Source organism: Geobacillus zalihae NBRC 101842, from assembly GCF_001544135.1.
Lineage (GTDB): Bacteria > Bacillota > Bacilli > Bacillales > Anoxybacillaceae > Geobacillus > Geobacillus zalihae.
This window is the reverse complement of record NZ_BCPV01000042.1, coordinates 14,550-33,921: the sequence shown is the minus strand read 5'-3', so window position 1 is coordinate 33,921 and position 19,372 is coordinate 14,550. Positions and strand designations below refer to the sequence as shown.

Here is a 19,372-nt window from a genome sequence, read left to right as displayed (position 1 = left end):
GCTTCGTTCCAACCAAGATGCTCAAACATCATGACGCCCGAGAGAATGACGGACGATGGGTTGACTTTGTCAAGCCCTGCGTATTTCGGCGCCGTGCCGTGCGTCGCTTCGAAAATCGCGTGGCCGGTTTCGTAGTTGATGTTTGCCCCCGGCGCGATGCCGATGCCGCCGACTTGAGCGGCCAGCGCGTCGGAAATGTAGTCGCCGTTTAAGTTCATCGTCGCGATGACGTCAAATTCGCGCGGACGCGTCAAAATTTGTTGCAGGAAGATGTCGGCGATGACATCTTTGATAATGATTTTGCCGGACGCTTCCGCATCAGCAAGCGCTTTGTTCGCCGCTTCCTTGCCTTCCGTTTCAACGATTCGGTCGTATTGCGCCCACGTGAACACTTTGTCGGCGAATTCTTCCTCCGCCAGTTCATAACCCCAGTTTTTAAACGCGCCTTCGGTGAATTTCATAATGTTTCCTTTATGAACGAGCGTCACCGACTTGCGGCCGTGTTCGATCGCGTAGTTGATCGCCGCGCGCACAAGCCGTTTCGTCCCTTGTTCGGAAATCGGTTTAATGCCGATGCCGGACGTTTCCGGGAAGCGGATTTTGCGCACGCCCATTTCGTTTTGCAAAAAGTCGATGACTTTTTTCACTTCCGGCGTGCCTTTGGCATATTCAATGCCAGCGTAGATGTCTTCCGTGTTTTCCCGGAAAATGACCATATCGGTGTCTTCCGGGCGTTTCACCGGCGACGGAACGCCTGGGAAGTAGCGAACCGGGCGCAAGCAGACAAACAGGTCGAGCTCTTGGCGGAGCGCGACGTTCAGCGAGCGGATGCCGCCGCCGACCGGCGTCGTCAACGGCCCTTTAATGGCGATTATGTATTCGCGGATCGTCTCAAGCGTTTCATCCGGAAGCCAGCTGCCCGTCAGCTTGTACGCTTTTTCACCAGCGAGCACTTCCTTCCAAACGATTTTTTTCTCACCTTTGTACGCTTTTTCCACCGCTGCTTCGAGCACGCGCGAAGCGGCCGCCCAAATGTCCGGGCCGGTTCCATCCCCCTCGATGAACGGAATGATCGGGTTGTTCGGAACGTTGAGCACACCATTTTGGACTGTAATTTTTTCTCCTTGCGTCACGAGCAAAACCCCCAATGCAGTTTTTTTATAAAAAGGCGTGAAGGCGCGCCTTCACCGCCTTGTCCACTTGTTTTAGCCGCGCTCGTCGATCGGCACGTACGCCCGCTTGCCTGGGCCGGTGTACTCAGCGCGCGGACGGATGAGACGGTTGTTGTCGTATTGTTCCAAGATGTGAGCCAACCATCCCGAGGTGCGGCTGACGGCAAAAATCGGCGTAAACAAATCATGATCGATTCCTAAACAATGGTAAACCGAGGCGGAATAAAAGTCAACGTTTGGCGGCAGCGCTTTTTCCGATGTGACGATTTCTTCAATCTTCGTCGACATTTCATACCAATGCGGCTCGCCGACGAGCTTCGTCAGTTTTTCCGACATTTTTTTCAAATGTTTGGCGCGCGGGTCGCCTTTTCGGTAAACGCGATGGCCAAAGCCCATAATTTTTTCTTTGTTGGCGAGCTTTCTGCGGATGTATGGCTCGACGTTGTCGACCGTGCCGATTTCCGTCAACATTTTCATCACCGCTTCGTTCGCCCCGCCGTGAAGCGGCCCTTTCAAGGCTCCGATCGCCGCCGTGATGCCGGAATACATATCGGACAGCGTGGCTACGCAGACGCGCGCCGTGAACGTCGACGCGTTCAACTCGTGGTCGGCATGCAGCACGAGCGCCTTGTTGAACGCTTCCGTGGCGATGTCGTCTGGTTCTTTGCCGGTCAGCATGTACAAGAAATTGGCGGCAAAGCTCAAATCTTTGCGCGGCGCAACCGGTTCCAACCCTTTGCGCACGCGGGCGAAGGCGGTCACGATCGTCGGAATTTTCGCCTGCAGGCGAATGGCTTTCCGATAATTCGCCTCTTTCGTCATCACATCCGCCTCTTCGTCATACAAGGCGAGAAGCGATACCGCGGTGCGCAAAGCCGCCATCGGATGCACCTTGTCAATCGGATACAGCTTGAAGTGTTCAATGATTTCATTTGGAATTTCAGCGTTTTCCGCCAACTGTTTCTTTAATTCCTCAAGCTGCTCTTTCGTCGGCAGTTCGCGATGCCAAAGCAAATAAACGACTTCTTCGAAGGAAGCGTTTTCGGCTAAATCGTCAATGTCATAACCGACATACGTCAACGTGTCATCGATGATCGAACTGATGCTTGAAGTTGTGGCCACAACTCCCTCTAACCCACGGGTTACTGTCATGTTCAATCTCCCCTTCTCTTCATAAGTTCCGGCCATAACGACCGATGGCCGATGAGCGCTTGCTCGAAATGGAGGCAAAAACAAACGCGCGCGCGAAAGTGCTTACATGACGCCGGCGGCAACCGCCCCGTCGCAACAGCTGCACAATGCTTGGCCGAAAACTCACTCACGTTTATTATTATAAACAATTATCAGACTTTTGTCAGCTGTCACACGTCAAAAGAAATGATGATCAGGAATAAAATAGAAATCCATTCATCTCAAAACGGAGGATCCCACACGCCGCCTGGTGATCAAAAATATTCTACCATTTTGATGACCGTATAGGCAATGCCAGCGCCGATCAATGGACCAACCGCCACCCCATGAAACAGCGAAACCGCGAGGATGGTTCCGAGCACAAGCGCCGCTGTCATATGCGGGTCATGGGCAAGGAGCGTTACTCCATTTTTGGCGATCAAGGCGACAAAAATGCCAGATGCGAGCGCCACCCAGGCCGACAACGACTGCAAAGAGCCGACAAGCTGCCGAAAGCCGATCTCCCCAGAGGCGATGGGAGCGAGCACGGCGATCGTAATGACCGTCACTCCCCAGTTGATCCCTTTGGACTGAATGATCGGCAGCACTTTTTGATCCAAGCTGACAAGTTTGATGGCCAACAGCACAACGACGGCGACAATAAGCGACTTGTTTTTCGCCAAAAAGCCGAGCGCAAGCAACAACAATAAAAACAACACCGGTTCGTTCACGGTCGTCCGTCCTTTCCTATGAAACTTGTCTTTTTGCTTCCCCGTAAGAAAACGTGTAATATATCAATATGGAACATCGTTGGAGGTGAAACATTGTCCCGAGTTTATGTTGATCGCTTTTTGCGCTTTTTTCTTGTCATCGCCGCTGTCGCGCTCGGCGCCATCGCTGCGTACTACATCGCGACGGTGACGTATCCGTTCATCATCGCCTTTTTCATCGCGATGATCATCAACCCGCTCGTCGATGCTTTGGAGCGGAAAGCGAAAATGCCGCGCTGGCTAGCGGTCAGCGTCACGCTCATCATGTTGTTTGCCGCGGTCGCCGGCTTGGTCACGCTTCTTGTTGCCGAAATCGTTTCGGGAACGCAATATTTAGCCCGCGTCGTGCCGGAAAAATTTCAAGCATTGATCACGTATATGGAGACGTTCGTCGCCGACCAAATCATCCCGATTTACAAAGATTTGGCCGGGATGTTTAAAAGTTTAAGCGCCACCCAACAGGATACGATTATGCAAAACATTCAAGCCGTCGGAAAAAAAATGGGGACGACGGTTGGTGAATTTGTCCAAAGCATCCTGCAAAACATTCCGCAGCTTCTCGCCTGGCTGCCGAATGCCGCGACCGTGTTTATTTTTTCGCTGTTGGCGACGTTTTTTATCAGCAAAGACTGGCGGCGTCTCGTGCGCATGGCGCAGCAATGGCTGCCGACGAAAGCCCGCACAAGCGGAAAAACGGTGTTTCTTGATTTAAAGCGGGCGCTGTTTGGCTTTATCAAAGCGCAGGCGACGCTCATTTCGATTACGACGGTCATCGTGTTGATCGGCTTGCTTATTTTGCGCGTCGATTACGCCATTACGATCGCATTGATCATCGGGTTCGTCGATCTTTTGCCATATTTGGGAACGGGGATTGTATTTGTTCCTTGGATCATTTACACCATGGCTAGCGGCGACATTCCGTTTGCCATCGGATTGGGCGTGCTGTATGTCGTCGTCCTCGTCCAACGGCAAATCATGGAGCCGAAAGTGCTTTCTTCAACGATCGGCCTCGATCCGCTCGCCACGCTCATCGCCTTGTTCGTCGGCTTCAAGCTGCTCGGCTTTCTCGGCTTGATTGCCGGCCCCGTCGCGCTTGTCATCATCCGCACGCTCCATAGCGCCAATGTTTTTCGTGATCTTTGGCGCTTTATTATCGGCAAGCCGACCACGTAATCGAAGGGAGCTGTCTCAAAAGCTCGGCTTTCTATAATAGGAATACAATCTTTCGTTTCACAAAGATGTTTAATGGGTATACAGGACGATGCGAAAGGGTGTCCCGCTGCTTTTGGGACACCCTGTTTTGCTGCAACGTCCGTTACAACACGCTCGCATGGCCGCGGTAGACGGCGCCAAAGCCGCCATCGACCGTGATCTCTTGCCCATCTTTAAACAAGCTTGTGGCATTTTCCACCCCGACGACGACCGGAATGCCAAGGCTTAAGCCGACGACCGCCGCATGGCTCGTCAACCCGCCTTCCTCAGTAATGATCGCCGCTGCTTTTTCGAGAGCCGGCATCATATCGGCATCGGTGCTGATGGTGACTAAAATGCCGCCCTCTACCATTTTTTGGCACGCCTCTTCCGCCGTTTTGGCGACGACCGCCTTGCCGAATGCCGACTTGCGGCCGATGCCTTGCCCTTTGGCAAGCAAGTCGCTGATGACGTGCACTTTCATTAAGTTCGTCGATCCCGTTTCGCCGACCGGCACGCCGGCCGTGATGACGACCAAGTCGCCGTGCTTCACCAAGCCGGAGCGCACTGCCGCGTCGACCGCCACATCGAGCATTTCATCGGTTGTATTGACATGCGGTGCTTCTTTCGTATACACGCCCCAAATGAGCGCCAGCCGCCGCGAGACCGCTTCGTTTGATGTCACCGCGATGATCGGGGCTTTCGGGCGGTATTTCGCCACCATCTGCGGCGTTTTTCCGCTCACCGTCGGCGTCACGATCGCCGCGACATCCAAATTGAGCGCCGTGTGGGCGACCGATTGGCCGATGGCATCGGTGATCGTCGTTCGGCTCTCTTTCGTGCGCTGGGACAAAATGTCGCGATGCTCCAACGCCTGCTCGGTGCGGAGCGCGATTTGGTGCATCGTCCTTACCGCTTCGACCGGATACTGGCCGGCTGCGGTTTCTCCGGAAAGCATGACGGCGTCGGTGCCGTCAAAAATGGCGTTGGCGACATCGCTCGCCTCAGCCCGCGTCGGCCGCGGATTGCGCTGCATCGAGTCGAGCATTTGCGTCGCCGTGATGACCGGCTTGCCAAGCATGTTGCACTTTTTAATGAGCATTTTTTGAATGAGAGGCACTTCCTCAGCCGGAATCTCAACGCCAAGGTCGCCGCGCGCCACCATGAGGCCATCGGCGGCTTCCAAAATTTCATCGATGTTGGCGACGCCTTCTTCATTTTCAATTTTCGCGATAATTTGGATATGTAAGGCGTCATTCGCCTCGAGCAGCTCGCGGATTTCGAGCACATCAGACGCCCGGCGCACAAACGAGGCGGCGATGAAGTCGATGCCTTGGCGGATGCCAAATAAAATATCGGCTCGGTCCTTCTCGGTGATGCCCGGCAAATTGACACGCACGCCGGGGACATTGACCCCTTTTTTGTTTTTGAGCACACCGCTGTTTAAGACGGTCGTGACAATTTCTCCAGCTTGCTTGTCGACTGCGTTGACTTCAAGGCCGATCAACCCGTCGTCCAGCAAAATTTTCGAACCAACGGACACATCATCGATCAGCCCCGGATAGGTGACGGAAATTTTTTCCGGCGTGCCGAGCACTTCGCTCATCGAAATGATGAGCTTTGCCCCTTCCTTCAGTTCGACGGCGCCGTTCTCCATATTGTGCGTGCGGATTTCCGGACCTTTCGTATCGAGCAAAATGGCGACCGTTTGGCCCGTCCGCCTCGCCGCCTCGCGAATGTTGGCGATGCGCCGCCCGTGTTCCTCATGATCTCCGTGCGAAAAGTTGAGGCGCGCCACGTTCATCCCCGCTTCGATCAATTGCACAAGCTTGTCTACGCTCTCGCTTGCCGGCCCGATCGTACAGACGATTTTCGTTTTCCGCTTCATCACTTCTTCTTCCTTTCCCCTCGGGAATTAAATCGACAGCTCTTTCGACAAGGTATACATCCGCTGATCGACTGTATGTGTTTTCGCCAACGCTTCGGCAATGTCATGGTCAACGATTTGGTTGTTTTGAATGCCAACGCAGCGGCCGCCTTTGCCTTCAAGGAGCAGCTCGACCGCACGGGCGCCGAGGCGGCTCGCTAACACGCGGTCAAACGCCGTCGGCGATCCGCCGCGCTGCACGTGGCCAAGCACCGTCACGCGCGTCTCAAAGCCGGTCGCCTCTTGAATTTGCCGGCCGAAGTCGACGCCGCTGCCGACTCCCTCGGCGACGATGATGATGCTGTGTTTTTTGCCGCGTTCATGGCCGCGCTTCAAGCGAGCGACGATGTCGTCCATGTCGTAGTCCGCTTCCGGAATCAAAATCGTCTCCGCCCCTCCGGCAAGCCCCGACCATAGCGCAATATCGCCGGCATGGCGGCCCATCACTTCGACGACGTACGTCCGCTCATGCGACGTCGCCGTGTCGCGGATTTTGTCAATGGCGTCAATGACCGTATTGAGCGCGGTGTCAAAACCGATCGTAAAATCGGTGCCTGGAATGTCGTTGTCGATCGTCCCGGGCACGCCGACGCACGGGAAGCCGTGCTCCGTCAATTTTTTCGCCCCTTGATACGACCCGTCGCCGCCGATGACGACCAGCCCTTCAATGCCGTGCTTTTTCAGCTGCTCGATCCCCTTTTTCTGTCCTTCTTCCGTCTTAAACTCCGGGCAGCGCGCGGTATAAAGGATGGTGCCGCCGCGATGGATGATGTCCCCGACGTCCCCGACTTCCAGCTTTTTGATATTGCCGGCGATCAACCCGGCATACCCGTGGTAGATTCCGTACACTTCCACCCCATGGTAAATCGCTTTGCGGACGACAGCGCGAATGGCCGCATTCATGCCCGGCGAGTCGCCGCCGCTTGTCAACACACCAATCCGTTTCATCATTTCCACCTCGTTTGCATTGAATTGCACACGTCCGACCTCATACGTCTTCTTGAACATCCCTAATGTACCATGAACAACAGCGGAACACAATACAGAAGCGATCGATGAAACGGCTTACAAAAGTGGATTTTTTCACGATAGAACAAAGCTGTCCCGCGACGGAGACAGCTTTTTCCTTATCTTGCCCGAATCGTTTCCGGCAAAAACGACACTTGGCCCATTTGTTTAAATTTTTCATAGCGCTGCCGGACGAGCTCTTCGCCGTCAAGCGCCAACAGCTGTTTGAGCGAACGGCGCAGCACGCGGTCAATTTCTTTTGCCTGCTCGTCGGCGTTGCGATGAGCTCCGCCTTTGACTTCTGGAATGATTTCATCGATGACGCCGAGCGCCTTTAAGTCATGAGCGGTGATTTTCATCGTTTCCGCCGCCCGCTGCGCCAATGAGGCGTCTTTCCACAAAATCGCCGCCGCCCCTTCCGGCGAGATGACCGAGTACGTCGAATTTTCCAGCATATGGATATGATTGCCGACGCCAAGGGCAAGCGCCCCGCCGCTTCCGCCCTCTCCGATGACGATGCAGACGACCGGCACCGTGAGCCCAGCCATTTCAAACAAGTTGCGGGCGATCGCCTCGCTTTGCCCGCGCTCTTCAGCCGCTTTGCCCGGGTAGGCGCCTTTCGTGTCGATAAAGCAGATGATCGGCCGCGAAAACTTTTCTGCCTGCTTCATGAGCCGCAGCGCCTTCCGGTATCCTTCCGGATGCGGCATGCCAAAGTTGCGGCGCAAGTTTTCTTTCGTATCTTTGCCGCGCTGGTGGCCGATGACCGTCACGGGGAGTCCGTCGTATTTGGCGATGCCGCCGACGATCGCCTCGTCATCGCCAAAGCAGCGGTCGCCGTGGCACTCAAGAAAGTTCGTAAACAACCGCTCGATGTAATCGAGCGTCGTCGGCCGCTGCGGGTGGCGGGCGATTTGCACGCGGTCCCACGGCGTCAAATTCGCATAAATCTCGTTTTCCAGCTTGGCGAGGCGCGCCTCAAGCTTTTCGATTTCCGCCGATAAATCGACGTCCGCCGTTTTCATGAACTCTTTCAACTCTTGAATTTTGCGGCGCAGCTCGACAAGCGGCTTTTCGAATTCTAATTCCGCCACCATCCCTCTTCCCCTCCTTTTTGATGAAGATCCAAGACGACCGCAAGCGTTTCTTTCAGCTCGTGGCGGTGAATGACGGCATCAAGCTGCCCGTGCTTCAGCAAAAACTCCGCCGTCTGGAAATCGTCCGGCAGCTCTTCGCGCACCGTCTGCTCGATGACGCGGCGGCCGGCAAAACCAATGAGCGCCCCCGGCTCGGCAAAGTTATAATCCCCAAGCGAGGCGAAGCTCGCCGATACACCGCCGGTCGTCGGGTGGGTCATGACGGAGATGAACAAGCCGCCGTCGTTGCTGAACCGTTTGAGCGCCGCGCTTGTTTTCGCCATTTGCATGAGGCTCAACACCCCTTCCTGCATGCGGGCGCCGCCGGAAGCGGTGAAAATGAGAAACGGCATCTGCTGTTCGCGCGCTCGTTCGACGGCGCGGGTGATTTTTTCGCCGACGACCGAGCCCATGCTGCCCATGCGAAACGATGAATCCATGACAGCAATGACGAGCGGATGGCCATAAAGCGCTCCTTCGCCGGTGACGACCGCCTCGTTCAGCCCTGACTTGCGCCGGTCTTCTTCCAGTTTTTCGATGTAGCCCGGAAAGCCGAGCGGATTGACCGAGATCATATCGGCGTCATACTCGCGGAAGCTGCCGTCATCAAGAAGGCTTGCAATCCGTTCACGCGCCGGCATCGGATGATGGTAGCCGCAGCTTAGGCAAACGCGCAAGTTTTTGATCAACTCTTTTGTATACATAATTTTCTTGCATTGCGGACATTTCGTCATCACGCCTTCCGGCACTTCATGCCTCGCTTGTTCTGAAGGCAGCGGTGCATACTTTTTCTTTTTCACAAACAAGTCTTTCCACACGAGGGAGCCCCTCCTTTGCGTTTTCGCCTCTCTACTACTTTATCGAAAATGGACATCATTGTTTGTCAAACGATGTCCGTCCCGTTTCGACAACGGCGAAGGCCGTTGCGCCTCCCAAACGGCGACAGTCTCCGCCGGATCTTGCCTTTCCAAAGCGGCGAGCAGCTGTTCATAACCGGCGTCGGCAAGGGGCGGCTCGGGCGCAAATGAAGCGGCAAACCCCGACAGCACCCGCCAAATGCGGGCGAGCAAAACATTGCCAGCCGCTTCCACCACCGTCTCGAAAAACCGCGCGAAATCAATCGGTTTTTGACGAACGATTTTTTTCAACTCGTCTACGTCCTCCGCGCTCCGGCGCCGACACGCAAGGGCAAGCAACAGGCGCTCGATGAGCCATTTTGTTTCCGCCAAATCGGCCTTCGCCCGTTCGTTTTCCAACAAAAACATCGCCAACAGGTCGATCAGCTGGTGGCTGCCAACCTCACGCCTATACCTCCCCTCACCGCGCCGCGTTTCAATCAAGCCGAGAAATTCAAGCGCCCGCAACGCCTCGCGCACCGATGAACGCCCGACGCCGAACCGTTCGGCCAGCTCGCGCTCCGACGGCAGCTTGTCGCCAGGGGCTAAGTTGCCTCCCGCCATCATGCGGTGGATATGTTTCAACGTCTCGGCATACACGTTCTCCTCTTTGATACAATGACCCCTCTCCTTCGCTTCATCCACTGGTCTGACCACCTAATGGTTATACGATATAACAAAATAGCGAAATAGTAAAGGGTGACTTATTTGACAGCGACGCGCCCAGCACCGAATAGAGAGAGCAATTCGTCGACAAGCGGCGCGGTGAAGTCAACCGCATACCGTTCCGGCAGGCGGAGAAGCTTCCGCTTCGCTTCGTCGTATAAATAAACCGGAATGCTTCCGTGGTGTTGTTCGAGCAGCTGCTTCAACGCCGCAAGCCGCGGTCCGTCCGATAGCGCATGGCCTGCGTTAATATACAGCGCTGACACGAGCAGGCGCTCGACGCGGCGAATGATGAGCTGACGCCGTCCGCCGCGCACCTCAATCATTCCGGCAAGCAATACAAACTGCCCTTCTTTCAATACGTCCGCCGCGCGGCGGTAAACGTTCGGAAACGCCACCGCCTCCAATTCCCCGCTCTCATCGCCGACGGTGAAAAACGCCATTTCTTCACCCTGCTTTGTCCTCGTTTTCCGTATGCGGACGACCGCTCCCCCAACCACAGTTGACGGACCTTGCACATCGGCAACACACACCGCCCCCGCCGCTTGCAGCAACGGGCGGCACACCGCCGCCGGATGCGGGGTGACGGCGAAGCCAAGAAACTCCGCTTCCCGCCGCCGCCGTTCGGACAAAGGCCACGAATGTGCGGCAGCATATTTCGGTTTTAACGACAGCCCTCCGGCTTGCAGCGCCTGAACCCATTGCGCATGTTCGATCGCAATGTCAATGCTGGCAAGAAGCGAAGCCCGATCTGCACCGAACTCGTCAAACGCCCCAACGGAAATGAGCGCCTCGAGCGCCGGGCGCCCGAGCCCTTTTGGCAGCAGGCGAGCAGCGAAATCAAAGAAGTCGGCAAACGGTCCGTTCGCTTTCCGCTCCTCGACAATCAGCTTCGCCGCCGAGCCGACTTGCTTCACCATCGCGAGCCCAAGGCGAATGGCGCTCCCCTCCACAAAAGAGCGAAAAACGCTTTTGTTGACCGACGGCAAAAGGACGTTGATCCCTTTTCGCGCCGCCTCCCAATAGTACACCGCCGCTTTTTCTCGGTCGCCGGAGGCATTGGTGAGCATGACCGCATAAAAACAAAGCGGGTAATGAGCTTTCATATACGCCATCGCATACGACAACAGCGCATAGCTGACCGCGTGGCTTCGGTTGAAGCCGTAATCGGCAAAGCGGACGATGTGTCGGTACAGTTCCTCGGCGACTGCTTTCGGATAGCCGTTCGCCACGCAGCCGGCGACAAACGCCTGACGCTGCTTGGCAAGCAGCGCTTTCTCTTTTTTCGCCACCGCCCGGCGAAGCACGTCCGCTTGTCCGAGCGAAAATCCGGCAAGCCGGGCGGCGATTTGCATAATTTGCTCTTGATAGATCAATACCCCGTATGTCGGCGCTAAAATCGGCGCAAGGTCAGGATGGATGTATTCAATCGGCTCCTCGCCGCGCTTGCGCCGGATGTAAACGGGGATCATTTGCATCGGCCCCGGCCGATACAAGGCATTGACGGCGACGACATCTTCAAACTCAGACGGCCGCAGCTCGGCGAGCACGCGCTTCATCCCGCTTGATTCGAGCTGAAAAATGCCATTTGTATCTCCAGCGCCAAGCAGCGCGTACGTTTTTTCATCATCAAGCGGCAACGTGCGGATGTCAAACGACTTTCCGGTCTGCCGCTCGATCAAACGCACGATCTGCTCGATCAACGTGAGCGTGCGCAAACCGAGAAAATCAATTTTCAGCAATCCAAGCGCTTCAAGCGCCCCCATCGCGTATTGCGTCAGCGGCCATTCGCCATGGCTTGGCTGCAGCGGCACGAAGCGAACGAGCGGCTCCGGGCTGATGATGACACCAGCAGCGTGGATCGACGTATGGCGCGGCAGCCCTTCCAGTTTTTGCGCAACAGCCAGCCACTCTCTCCCTTGCGGAACCGCTGCCACCGCGCGCCGAAAAGCGGCGGACTCGGCATGCCATTGGCGGAGCGTCACACTTTGTTTGCTCGGCAAGAGCGCCGCAACCTGTTCCGCCTCCCGCCCAGGGACGCCAAGCGCTTTGGCCGTCTCGCGCAGCGCCGCTTTGGCGCCGAACGTGCCGAACGTAATGATTTGCGCAACGCGGTCGCGCCCGTATTTATCCGCCACATAGCGAATCACTTCTTCGCGCCGGTCATCAGGAAAATCCAAGTCAATATCCGGCACCGACGCCCGCTCCGGATTTAAAAACCGTTCAAACAAAAGCCCATACTTGATCGGATCGACATCGGTGATCGACAATGCGTAGGCGACAAGCGACCCGGCCGCCGAACCGCGGCCCGGGCCGGTTAAGATGCCGCGTCGGCGGGCGTAGGCGAGCACATCGGCGACGATCAAAAAATAGTCGCTGAAATGAAGCGACTGAATCACATCCAGCTCATGCGAAAGCCGACGCCAGTAGCGCTCATCGGCCGACGGCACGCGTCGGGCGAGCCCTTGTTCCGATAAGCGGCGCAAATAACTGTCGGCCGTCTCTCCGTCCGGAACGGGATACGCCGGCAGCCGCCAGCCGCCAAACTCGATCTGCAACTCGCATTGATCGGCGATCGCCAGGCTGTTCTCGAGCGCCTCCGGCAAGTCCGCAAACCGGCGCGCCATCTCCTCTGGCCCCGCCAAATAGCGGCCGTTATCGTCCTCAATGTCAGCGAGCAGCGCGCCGCGGCCGATGGCCTGCAAGCAACGCCACGCCACGGCATCGCTGCGCTCCACGTAACGGACGTCGTTCGTCGCCACGATCGGGACGCCGGTTTCCTCCGCCAGCTGCAACAACCCGGCTTCATATGGGGCTCGCGTTTGCTCGCCGCGCTGAACGGCGACATACAGCCGTCCTGGAAACAGCTGATGATAGCGGCCAAGCGCCTCTTTCGCCCGCTCCCATTCGCCGGCGGCTACAAGCGACTCGACGCGTCCCTCGCTTCCGGGAGTGATGGCGATGATGCCGCCGCTTAAGCGCACAAGAGCGGCTTCCTCCATATGCTTTGTTTCCCCCATTTGCATCATGGTGCTGATTTCAAGCAAATGGCGATACCCCTCTTCATTGGCGGCCAACAGCACGAGCGGGAACGCTTCCTCCCCAGAAAGAGCGACATCAGCCGTCACGCCGATAATCGGGCGAATGCCGTTCTGCTTGCATTCCCGGTAAAACGGAATAGCGCCATACAACACATTCCGGTCCGTGAGCGCGAGCGCTTGATAGCCGAGCTGTTTCGCCCTCGCTGCAAGCGCCTCCACCGCCGCCGCACTTTGAAACAAACTGTATCCGCTCAACACATGCAAGTGAACGAACATCATGACCATCCCTCCCTCATCCGTGCGCTTGACGGGCGAAAACTTTTCTTTCGGCTACATACTCCGTCCACCCTATTGATATACATAGATAAGAGAGAAAGAAAGGGCGGGGAAACGCATGAACGAAAAAGCAGCCTTCTTGCCGGCGTTTATTCAAAGCTATTTTATCGCCGTCGGCGTGCTGCTTGGCGGCGCCATCATCGGCGCGCTCGGCGCGTTTTTGAGCGGCGGCCAGCCGCTGACGGCCATGTACCGATTTGCCGGCGATTTGCGCATTTGGGCGGTCGTCGCCGCCATCGGCGGGACGTTTGACACGTTTTACGTCGTTGAGCGAGGGCTGTTTTTAGGGGAAACGAAAGACATCGTGCGGCAATTTTTGCTCATTTTGTCCGCCATGGGCGGAGCACAGACCGGAGTGGCGATCATCACGTGGCTGACACAGGAGCACATTTCGCCATGAGAATTCCTCCGTATTACCAATACCCGTCATGGCAGCGCTTTTTTGCCGGCGCGGCGATCGGAGCGCTCATCAGTTGGTTTGTCTTTTTGTATATGTTCGGCGTCTTGCAGGAAAAACAAGTGCGGCACGTCAATGAGCTCAACGAACAGATCGCCGATTTGCAAAACGAAATTCGCATTTGGCAGGAAGACTATATTCATTACAATAAGGAAATGAAAAAAAAGCTGACCGTTCAGGACGTTTCCGTCCATCTCGCCAACGCCGAGCAATATAAACTTGATTCCTACACGACGTTTCGCATTGAAGACAGCGTCAAAGAAGATTTGTCCCATTTGATTACGAAAGATATCGAAACGGTGTACAACAGCCGCGAACTGATTGAGCGGGCAATTGAAAACAAAACGTATACGGTCCACGAGAAGACATACCGGCTTGAACTTCACACACTCACGATCTTTACCTTGTTGGCCGTCGAAGTGAAACTGACGCCGCTTCCGTAGAGCGCGCCTTGCCGCCCCATTCCGCCGCGGTGGAGTGCCAAACAAGCGCGTCTTGCAGGAAAAGAGGGTGTCCCGAAAGCCTTCGGGACGCCTTCTCCTATCAACATGACGCTTCATTTGAAACAACAACTTTGTGACATACTCCCACCACCTACGCTTCGCTTAGAGGTGGGGGCTTCTCGGGTAATCCCATCTCATGATGGGAAGTTGACCGAGCGATCCCCGTGTGCCCCACGGTTTTACTGAAATTCACCTCCCACTTTCACTTCGTTTCGAAGTGGGAGACTTCTTTCGGAAAGATGTTAAAACCACCCGTTTCCGTCACCGCTCAGCCCGACAGACCGCTTTTACGTCTTCAATCACGCGATCCGCTTCCTCCCAAGAAGCAATGGACGCACCGGCTGCGAGCGGATGGCCGCCGCCGCCGTAGCGTTTGGCGACCACATTGATGACCGGCCCTTTGGAACGGAAGCGGACGCGGATTTCCCGTTCTTCCTCAATGAAAAACACCCAGGCGACAATGCCGTCAATATTGCCGAGCAAACTGACGAGCTGCGACGCCTCAAGCGGGGTGACGCCGTATTCCTCAAGCAGCGCCCGCGGCATTTTCACAGCCGCCACCCCTTCCTCGATCATAAAGTTCGACAACACATAACCGCTTAAGCGGGCGAGCGGCAAGCTCGTCCGATACAATCCGTCGTACAATTCCGTCAGCGAAAAGCCGTACGAAATGAGCTCCCCAGCGTAGCGGAACGTTTTTTCACTTGTGCGCGGAAACAAAAAGCGGCCCGTATCGCCGACAATGCCGGCGTAAATGAGACGCGCCGCCTCAACGGTCATCGTCAACCCTTCCTCTTTCCCCGCCAAATAAAACTCATAAATCATCTCGCTTGTCGAACTGGCGGCGGTATCGACCCACATAATGTCGCCATACGGCGTGTCGTTCGGGTGATGGTCAATTTTAATGAGCTTTCGCCCGAGCCGATAGCGGCTGTCGCAAATCCGCTCCTCATTAGCTGTATCGCAGACGATCACGAGCGCCTGCGCGTACACAGAATCATCAATGACATCCATGTTCCGCAAAAACGACAGCGACGGATCGTCCGTTCCGACCGCGTACACCCTTTTTTTCGGAAACGACGCCCGAAGCAATGCCGCCAACCCGCCTTGCGACCCGTACGCGTCCGGGTCCGGGCGAACGTGGCGGTGGATGATGATCGTGTCAAATTCACGAATCGCATCAAGAATTTGTTGATGAACCGGTTTCATTCGTTCTTCCCCTTTAGTCACCTGTCATATTCAACCGCTGGCATTTTTCCCTGCTTCTATGTACAATGAAAAAAGAAATGAACAACGGAGGGACCCAACCATGCCAGCCCTGGTTATTTTCATTATATTTTCCTTTTCGTTTTACGTCTATTATAAAATCCGCTACGTCCGCTCCCATCGTCCGATGGAACGCCGCTTTCTCTCAGCGAAATCGAGCATGGCGCTTGGACTGTTCGTTGCCTTGTTCGGGATCAACCAATTGTTTTTGTATCAGACAACCGTGACCTATATCATCTGCGCCATTTTTATCGCCTTAGGCTTCGGGAGCGTTTGGGCCGGCTACCGCGCCTACCGCTGCTATCTGCCGCAGGCGGTCGAAGAGGCAAAGGAAGCGGCAAAACAAGGGTAATACCGTTTGGCGTATGCGCCGGCCAACGATAAAGGAAAAGGATGTTCCAATGAGGAAGTGGACATCCTTTTTTTGCCTTTACCGTTTATCGGTCGATCAGCTGGCACATCATCATGGCTTTGCCGACAAGATCGCCTTCGTTATACACTTCGACATCCACTTTCCCGAACTTGCGCCCGAGCTCTAAAAGCTTTGCCCGCACGTCGACCGTGCTGTCGATTTGCACCGGCTTGATGAAGTAAATCGTGATATTTTCCATCACCAAATCGCCGCGTTTGTACGCGCGAAGCATGCGCGCCGCTGCTTCGGTGACGATTGTCGTAAACACGCCGTACGAGAGCGTCCCTAAATAGTTCGTCATCTGCGGCGTAATCGTGCAGCGAAACAGCGTTTCTTTGTCGCCTGACTCACGAAACTGGGCGGTGATGAGATCATCGATCGTCTCCCCGACTTGCGGCTGACGCTGCGCCATTTGCAGCGCTTTTAACACGTCTTGGCGGCTGATGATCCCTTGCAGCCGGTTATAGTCATCCACCACCGGGAGAAGCTCAATTCCTTCCCATACCATAATATGAGAAGCAAACGCCACTGACGTTTTTCCGTTCACCGTAATCGGCTGCTTCGTCATCACCTTTTCGATCGGCAGCTGCCGGTCAACATCCAGCACGTCTTTTGCCGTCACAACCCCTTGCACTTTCAGCTCATCATCGACGACCGGGAACCGGCTATGGCGCGTCTCTTTGTTCAACGCATACCACCGCTCAATCGGATCATGGACGCGCAAGTACGCTGTTTTGTCAAGCGGAATGAGAATATCCTCGACCAACACAATTTCTTTTTTGATGAGCTGGTCGTAAATCGCCCGGTTGATCATCGTCGCGACCGTAAACGTGTCATAGCTCGTCGAAATGATCGGCAGCCGCCGCTCATCGGCGAGCTTTTTCACGTGGTCGGCCGTGTCAAACCCGCCGGTGATGAGCACGGCCGCCCCCGCCTGAAGCGCCAGCTCGTGCGCCTTCGTCCGGTTGCCGACGATAAGCAAATCCCCTGCGCCCGTATAGCGCATCATCGCCTCCAGCTGCATGGCGCCGATGACAAAACGGTTGAGCGTCTTATGCAGCCCTTCACGTCCGCCAAGCACTTGGCCGTCCACAATGTTGACAACCTCAGCGTACGTAAGCTTCTCAATGTTTTCCTTCCGTTTCTTCTCAATCCGGATCGTGCCGACGCGTTCAATCGTGCTCACATACCCTTTGTTCTCGGCGTCCTTGATCGCCCGGTACGCCGTCCCTTCGCTTACGCCCATTTCCTTGGCGATCTGCCGGACAGAAATTTTCTCGCCGATCGGCAGCCGGTGAATGTATTCCAAAATTTGCTCGTGTTTTGTCGCCAACGGTTCTTCACCCTTTACGCATTGTTACCTCCATTATACAGGGCGCAGCGGCGGGGATTCAACGGTCGCGCCGGCCATCAGAAAGCGCCCTTCCCGAAGCGGGAAGGGCGTCTCTGTTACAGCTCGATGCTTTCCCCCGGTTTCAACGCGCGGCCGACGCCCGGCGGGAGGAGCGAGACGAACCGCTCGGGGTCTTGGGCGATCGGCGGGAACGTGTTGTAATGGATCGGCACGACGAGTTTCGCCCCGAGCCACTCGGCGGCGACCGCCGCGTCTTCCGGCCCCATCGTGAAGCTGTCCCCAATCGGCAAAAAGGCGACATCGATGTTATGGCGCTCGCCGATCAGCTTCATGTCGGAAAACAGCCCAGTGTCGCCGGCATGGTAGATCGTTTTGCCTTCGGCCGTGAACAAAATGCCGGTCGGCATGCCTAAATAAATGATTTGCTTGTCGTCCGTCACAAACCCGGAGCTGTGGAACGCCTGCGTGAACTTGACCGTGCCAAAGTCAAATTCGCGCGCCCCGCCGATGTTCATGCCAAACGTCTCGACGCCTTGCCAGCTTAAATACGTCGCCAGCTCAAATGTGGCCACGACAAGGGCGTTGTTCCGCTTGGCGATTTCAACCGTATCGCCGACATGATCCCCGTGCCCGTGCGTCAACAAAATGACATCCGCTTTCACATCCGCCGCGTTCAAATCGGTCGTCGTATTGCCGGTGATGAACGGGTCGATCAAAATCGTTTTTCCGTTCGTCTCAATGCGGACGACCGAATGGCCATGGTAGCTGATTTTCATCGTCACATCTCTCCTTTCCACTACACATGATTCGCCGCCGCCCATCCATTTCCTTCTTTTCCCGCCTGTCCATTTACAAACGGCCCGTTTCTTGATACGCTCAAAATGGACGATCACGAAAAAAGGAAGGAAGGGAACGATGAACCAACGGCTGCAAGCATTTTCCTCTTGGCTTCAACAACAACATAGTTCATTCGCCTTCATCACGTCAAGCGCCAACGTCTTTTATTTGAGCGGATTTCGGTGCGACCCGCACGAGCGGCTGCTGGCGCTTTTGGTTTTCCCTGACAGCGAGCCCGCGCTCGTCTGTCCGCAAATGGAAGCGCCGCGCGCCCGCCGGAGCGGCTTTGGGCATACGGTGATCGGCTACGACGACAGCACTGACCCGTGGAACGAGATCCGCCGCCATCTCGAAGCGCGCGGCATCAAGGCCGTCTCGATTGCCGTTGAGAAAAACGATTTGTCGTTCGCCCGTTTCGAGCGTCTCTCGGCATTGTTTCCAAACGCCAAGTGGCACGACGCCGAAGAAAAGCTGCGCCAGCTTCGCCTGATCAAGGATGAGCAGGAAATGAAGGTGTTGCGCCAGGCGGCGGAACTTGCCGACAAAGCGATCGAAATCGGCGTCTCGGCCATCCGCCCGGGCGTGACGGAGCTCGAACTTGTCGCCGTTATTGAATATGAGCTGAAAAAACTCGGCGTTGAAGGGATGTCGTTTCCCACGACCGTGCTCACGGGCGCAAAATCAGCCGATCCGCACGGCGTGCCGGGAACGGCGGCGGTCGCACCGGGGGATTTCGTGCTGTTCGATTTAGGCGTCATCGTCGATGGGTATTGCTCCGACATTACCCGCACCGTCGTCTGTCAGACGGCAAGCGACGAACAGCGGCTCATTTACGATACCGTTCGGCGCGCCCAGCAGGCGGCGATCGACGCCTGCCGCCCGCAAACCGCGATGAAGAAGATCGACCGCGCCGCCCGAAACGTCATCGAACAAGCCGGCTACGGAGACTATTTCACCCACCGCGTCGGGCACGGCTTAGGGATCGAGATCCACGAATACCCATCGCTTCATGGCGCCAACAACGAACCGCTCGCCCCCGGCATGGTGTTTACAATCGAACCGGGCATTTACGTCCCATCCATCGGCGGCGTGCGCATTGAAGACGACGTCGCGGTCACGGATCATGGGGTTGAGGTATTGACGTCGTTTTCGAAGGAGTTGATCATGGTTTAACATCTTTCCGAAAGAAGTCTCCCACTTTGAAACGAAGTGAAAGTGGGAGATGAATCT

17 protein-coding genes are annotated in these 19,372 nt (G+C 55.8%); 5 read left to right on the top strand and 12 right to left on the bottom strand.

Annotation, left to right across the window (positions count from 1 at the left end):
- The 3 genes from icd to GZ1_RS12070 all read right to left on the bottom strand — a co-directional run.
- The coding region (gene icd, locus GZ1_RS12080) for an NADP-dependent isocitrate dehydrogenase (protein WP_060788535.1) at positions 1 to 1,133 on the bottom strand (1,133 nt) is incomplete at its 3' end.
- A gap of 72 nt (positions 1,134 to 1,205) precedes the next feature.
- Complete coding sequence (citZ, locus tag GZ1_RS12075; protein WP_060788533.1) at positions 1,206 to 2,324, bottom strand: citrate synthase; 1,119 nt, start codon at positions 2,322 to 2,324, stop codon at positions 1,206 to 1,208.
- Between the two features lie 293 nt (positions 2,325 to 2,617).
- The gene (locus GZ1_RS12070; protein ID WP_015375587.1) at positions 2,618 to 3,073 is read right to left on the bottom strand and encodes a DUF441 domain-containing protein; all 456 of its coding nucleotides are present in this window, start codon (positions 3,071 to 3,073) and stop codon (positions 2,618 to 2,620) included.
- 93 nt (positions 3,074 to 3,166) lie between these two features.
- Between GZ1_RS12070 and ytvI the strand changes: the two genes are divergently transcribed.
- Positions 3,167 to 4,285 (top strand): sporulation integral membrane protein YtvI, encoded by a 1,119-nt coding sequence (gene ytvI, locus GZ1_RS12065; RefSeq protein ID WP_015375588.1) that lies wholly within the window; start codon positions 3,167 to 3,169, stop codon positions 4,283 to 4,285.
- A gap of 142 nt (positions 4,286 to 4,427) precedes the next feature.
- On the opposite strand, the gene pyk is transcribed toward ytvI, so the two are convergent.
- From pyk to dnaE, 6 genes are all read right to left on the bottom strand, one after another.
- Entirely contained in the window at positions 4,428 to 6,191 is a 1,764-nt protein-coding gene (pyk, locus tag GZ1_RS12060) for a pyruvate kinase (RefSeq protein WP_060788532.1), read from the bottom strand.
- Between the two features lie 27 nt (positions 6,192 to 6,218).
- The gene (gene pfkA / locus GZ1_RS12055) at positions 6,219 to 7,178 is read right to left on the bottom strand and encodes a 6-phosphofructokinase (RefSeq protein ID WP_025039132.1); all 960 of its coding nucleotides are present in this window, start codon (positions 7,176 to 7,178) and stop codon (positions 6,219 to 6,221) included.
- 179 nt (positions 7,179 to 7,357) lie between these two features.
- Entirely contained in the window at positions 7,358 to 8,335 is a 978-nt protein-coding gene (gene accA / locus GZ1_RS12050; protein ID WP_011232215.1) for an acetyl-CoA carboxylase carboxyl transferase subunit alpha, read from the bottom strand.
- Positions 8,320 to 9,192, bottom strand: a complete 873-nt coding sequence (gene accD, locus GZ1_RS12045) for an acetyl-CoA carboxylase, carboxyltransferase subunit beta (RefSeq protein ID WP_025949478.1) — start codon at positions 9,190 to 9,192, stop codon at positions 8,320 to 8,322. Before accD ends, accA begins: the two co-directional genes overlap by 16 nt.
- Positions 9,193 to 9,231: 39 nt before the next feature.
- Positions 9,232 to 9,915: a FadR/GntR family transcriptional regulator gene (locus tag GZ1_RS12040; protein WP_083509298.1), complete on the bottom strand. Its 684-nt coding sequence runs from the start codon at positions 9,913 to 9,915 to the stop codon at positions 9,232 to 9,234.
- A 59-nt stretch (positions 9,916 to 9,974) separates the two neighbouring features.
- Positions 9,975 to 13,256, bottom strand: coding sequence for a DNA polymerase III subunit alpha (gene dnaE, locus GZ1_RS12035; protein WP_060788530.1), 3,282 nt, complete (start codon positions 13,254 to 13,256; stop codon positions 9,975 to 9,977).
- Positions 13,257 to 13,371: 115 nt separating this feature from the next.
- Here dnaE and ytrH point away from each other — a divergent pair, with 115 nt between their 5' ends.
- Together ytrH and ytrI are read left to right on the top strand one after the other, a co-directional pair.
- Positions 13,372 to 13,713, top strand: a complete 342-nt coding sequence (ytrH, locus tag GZ1_RS12030) for a sporulation membrane protein YtrH (protein ID WP_011232219.1) — start codon at positions 13,372 to 13,374, stop codon at positions 13,711 to 13,713.
- The gene (gene ytrI / locus GZ1_RS12025) at positions 13,710 to 14,213 is read left to right on the top strand and encodes a sporulation membrane protein YtrI (RefSeq protein ID WP_060788529.1); all 504 of its coding nucleotides are present in this window, start codon (positions 13,710 to 13,712) and stop codon (positions 14,211 to 14,213) included. The genes ytrH and ytrI overlap by 4 nt, the downstream gene beginning before the upstream one ends.
- 321 nt (positions 14,214 to 14,534) lie before the next feature.
- On the opposite strand, the gene GZ1_RS12020 is transcribed toward ytrI, so the two are convergent.
- Positions 14,535 to 15,482, bottom strand: coding sequence for a DHH family phosphoesterase (locus tag GZ1_RS12020; protein WP_013524308.1), 948 nt, complete (start codon positions 15,480 to 15,482; stop codon positions 14,535 to 14,537).
- Positions 15,483 to 15,582: 100 nt separating this feature from the next.
- On the opposite strand from GZ1_RS12020, the gene GZ1_RS12015 reads away from it, so the two are divergent.
- Positions 15,583 to 15,891, top strand: a complete 309-nt coding sequence (locus GZ1_RS12015; RefSeq protein WP_013144507.1) for a YtpI family protein — start codon at positions 15,583 to 15,585, stop codon at positions 15,889 to 15,891.
- A gap of 85 nt (positions 15,892 to 15,976) precedes the next feature.
- Here GZ1_RS12015 and GZ1_RS12010 read toward each other — a convergent pair whose 3' ends face one another.
- Positions 15,977 to 17,284 carry a CBS domain-containing protein gene (locus GZ1_RS12010; RefSeq protein WP_060788528.1) on the bottom strand — a complete coding sequence of 436 codons (1,308 nt, stop codon included), beginning with the start codon at positions 17,282 to 17,284 and terminating at the stop codon, positions 15,977 to 15,979.
- 116 nt (positions 17,285 to 17,400) lie between these two features.
- Entirely contained in the window at positions 17,401 to 18,081 is a 681-nt protein-coding gene (locus tag GZ1_RS12005) for a metal-dependent hydrolase (RefSeq protein ID WP_021322125.1), read from the bottom strand.
- Positions 18,082 to 18,220: 139 nt separating this feature from the next.
- Here GZ1_RS12005 and GZ1_RS12000 point away from each other — a divergent pair, with 139 nt between their 5' ends.
- A complete protein-coding gene (locus GZ1_RS12000) occupies positions 18,221 to 19,315 on the top strand; it encodes a M24 family metallopeptidase (RefSeq protein ID WP_060788527.1) in 1,095 nt (364 codons plus the stop codon).
- Positions 19,316 to 19,372 lie beyond the last annotated feature (57 nt).

Excerpts from the sequence above, each read along its gene's own strand:
- ytrH (WP_011232219.1), top strand. The coding sequence starts at position 13,372 with ATGAACGAAAAAGCAGCCTTCTTGCCGGCGTTTATTCAAAGCTATTTT.
- pyk (WP_060788532.1), bottom strand. The coding sequence starts at position 6,191 with ATGAAGCGGAAAACGAAAATCGTCTGTACGATCGGGCCGGCAAGCGAG.
- GZ1_RS12020 (WP_013524308.1), bottom strand. The coding sequence starts at position 15,482 with ATGAAACCGGTTCATCAACAAATTCTTGATGCGATTCGTGAATTTGAC.
- GZ1_RS12015 (WP_013144507.1), top strand. The coding sequence starts at position 15,583 with ATGCCAGCCCTGGTTATTTTCATTATATTTTCCTTTTCGTTTTACGTC.
- GZ1_RS12005 (WP_021322125.1), bottom strand. The coding sequence starts at position 18,081 with ATGAAAATCAGCTACCATGGCCATTCGGTCGTCCGCATTGAGACGAAC.
- GZ1_RS12000 (WP_060788527.1), top strand. The coding sequence starts at position 18,221 with ATGAACCAACGGCTGCAAGCATTTTCCTCTTGGCTTCAACAACAACAT.
- pfkA (WP_025039132.1), bottom strand. The coding sequence starts at position 7,178 with ATGAAACGGATTGGTGTGTTGACAAGCGGCGGCGACTCGCCGGGCATG.
- ytrI (WP_060788529.1), top strand. The coding sequence starts at position 13,710 with ATGAGAATTCCTCCGTATTACCAATACCCGTCATGGCAGCGCTTTTTT.
- accA (WP_011232215.1), bottom strand. The coding sequence starts at position 8,335 with ATGGTGGCGGAATTAGAATTCGAAAAGCCGCTTGTCGAGCTGCGCCGC.
- dnaE (WP_060788530.1), bottom strand. The coding sequence starts at position 13,256 with ATGATGTTCGTTCACTTGCATGTGTTGAGCGGATACAGTTTGTTTCAA.
- citZ (WP_060788533.1), bottom strand. The coding sequence starts at position 2,324 with ATGACAGTAACCCGTGGGTTAGAGGGAGTTGTGGCCACAACTTCAAGC.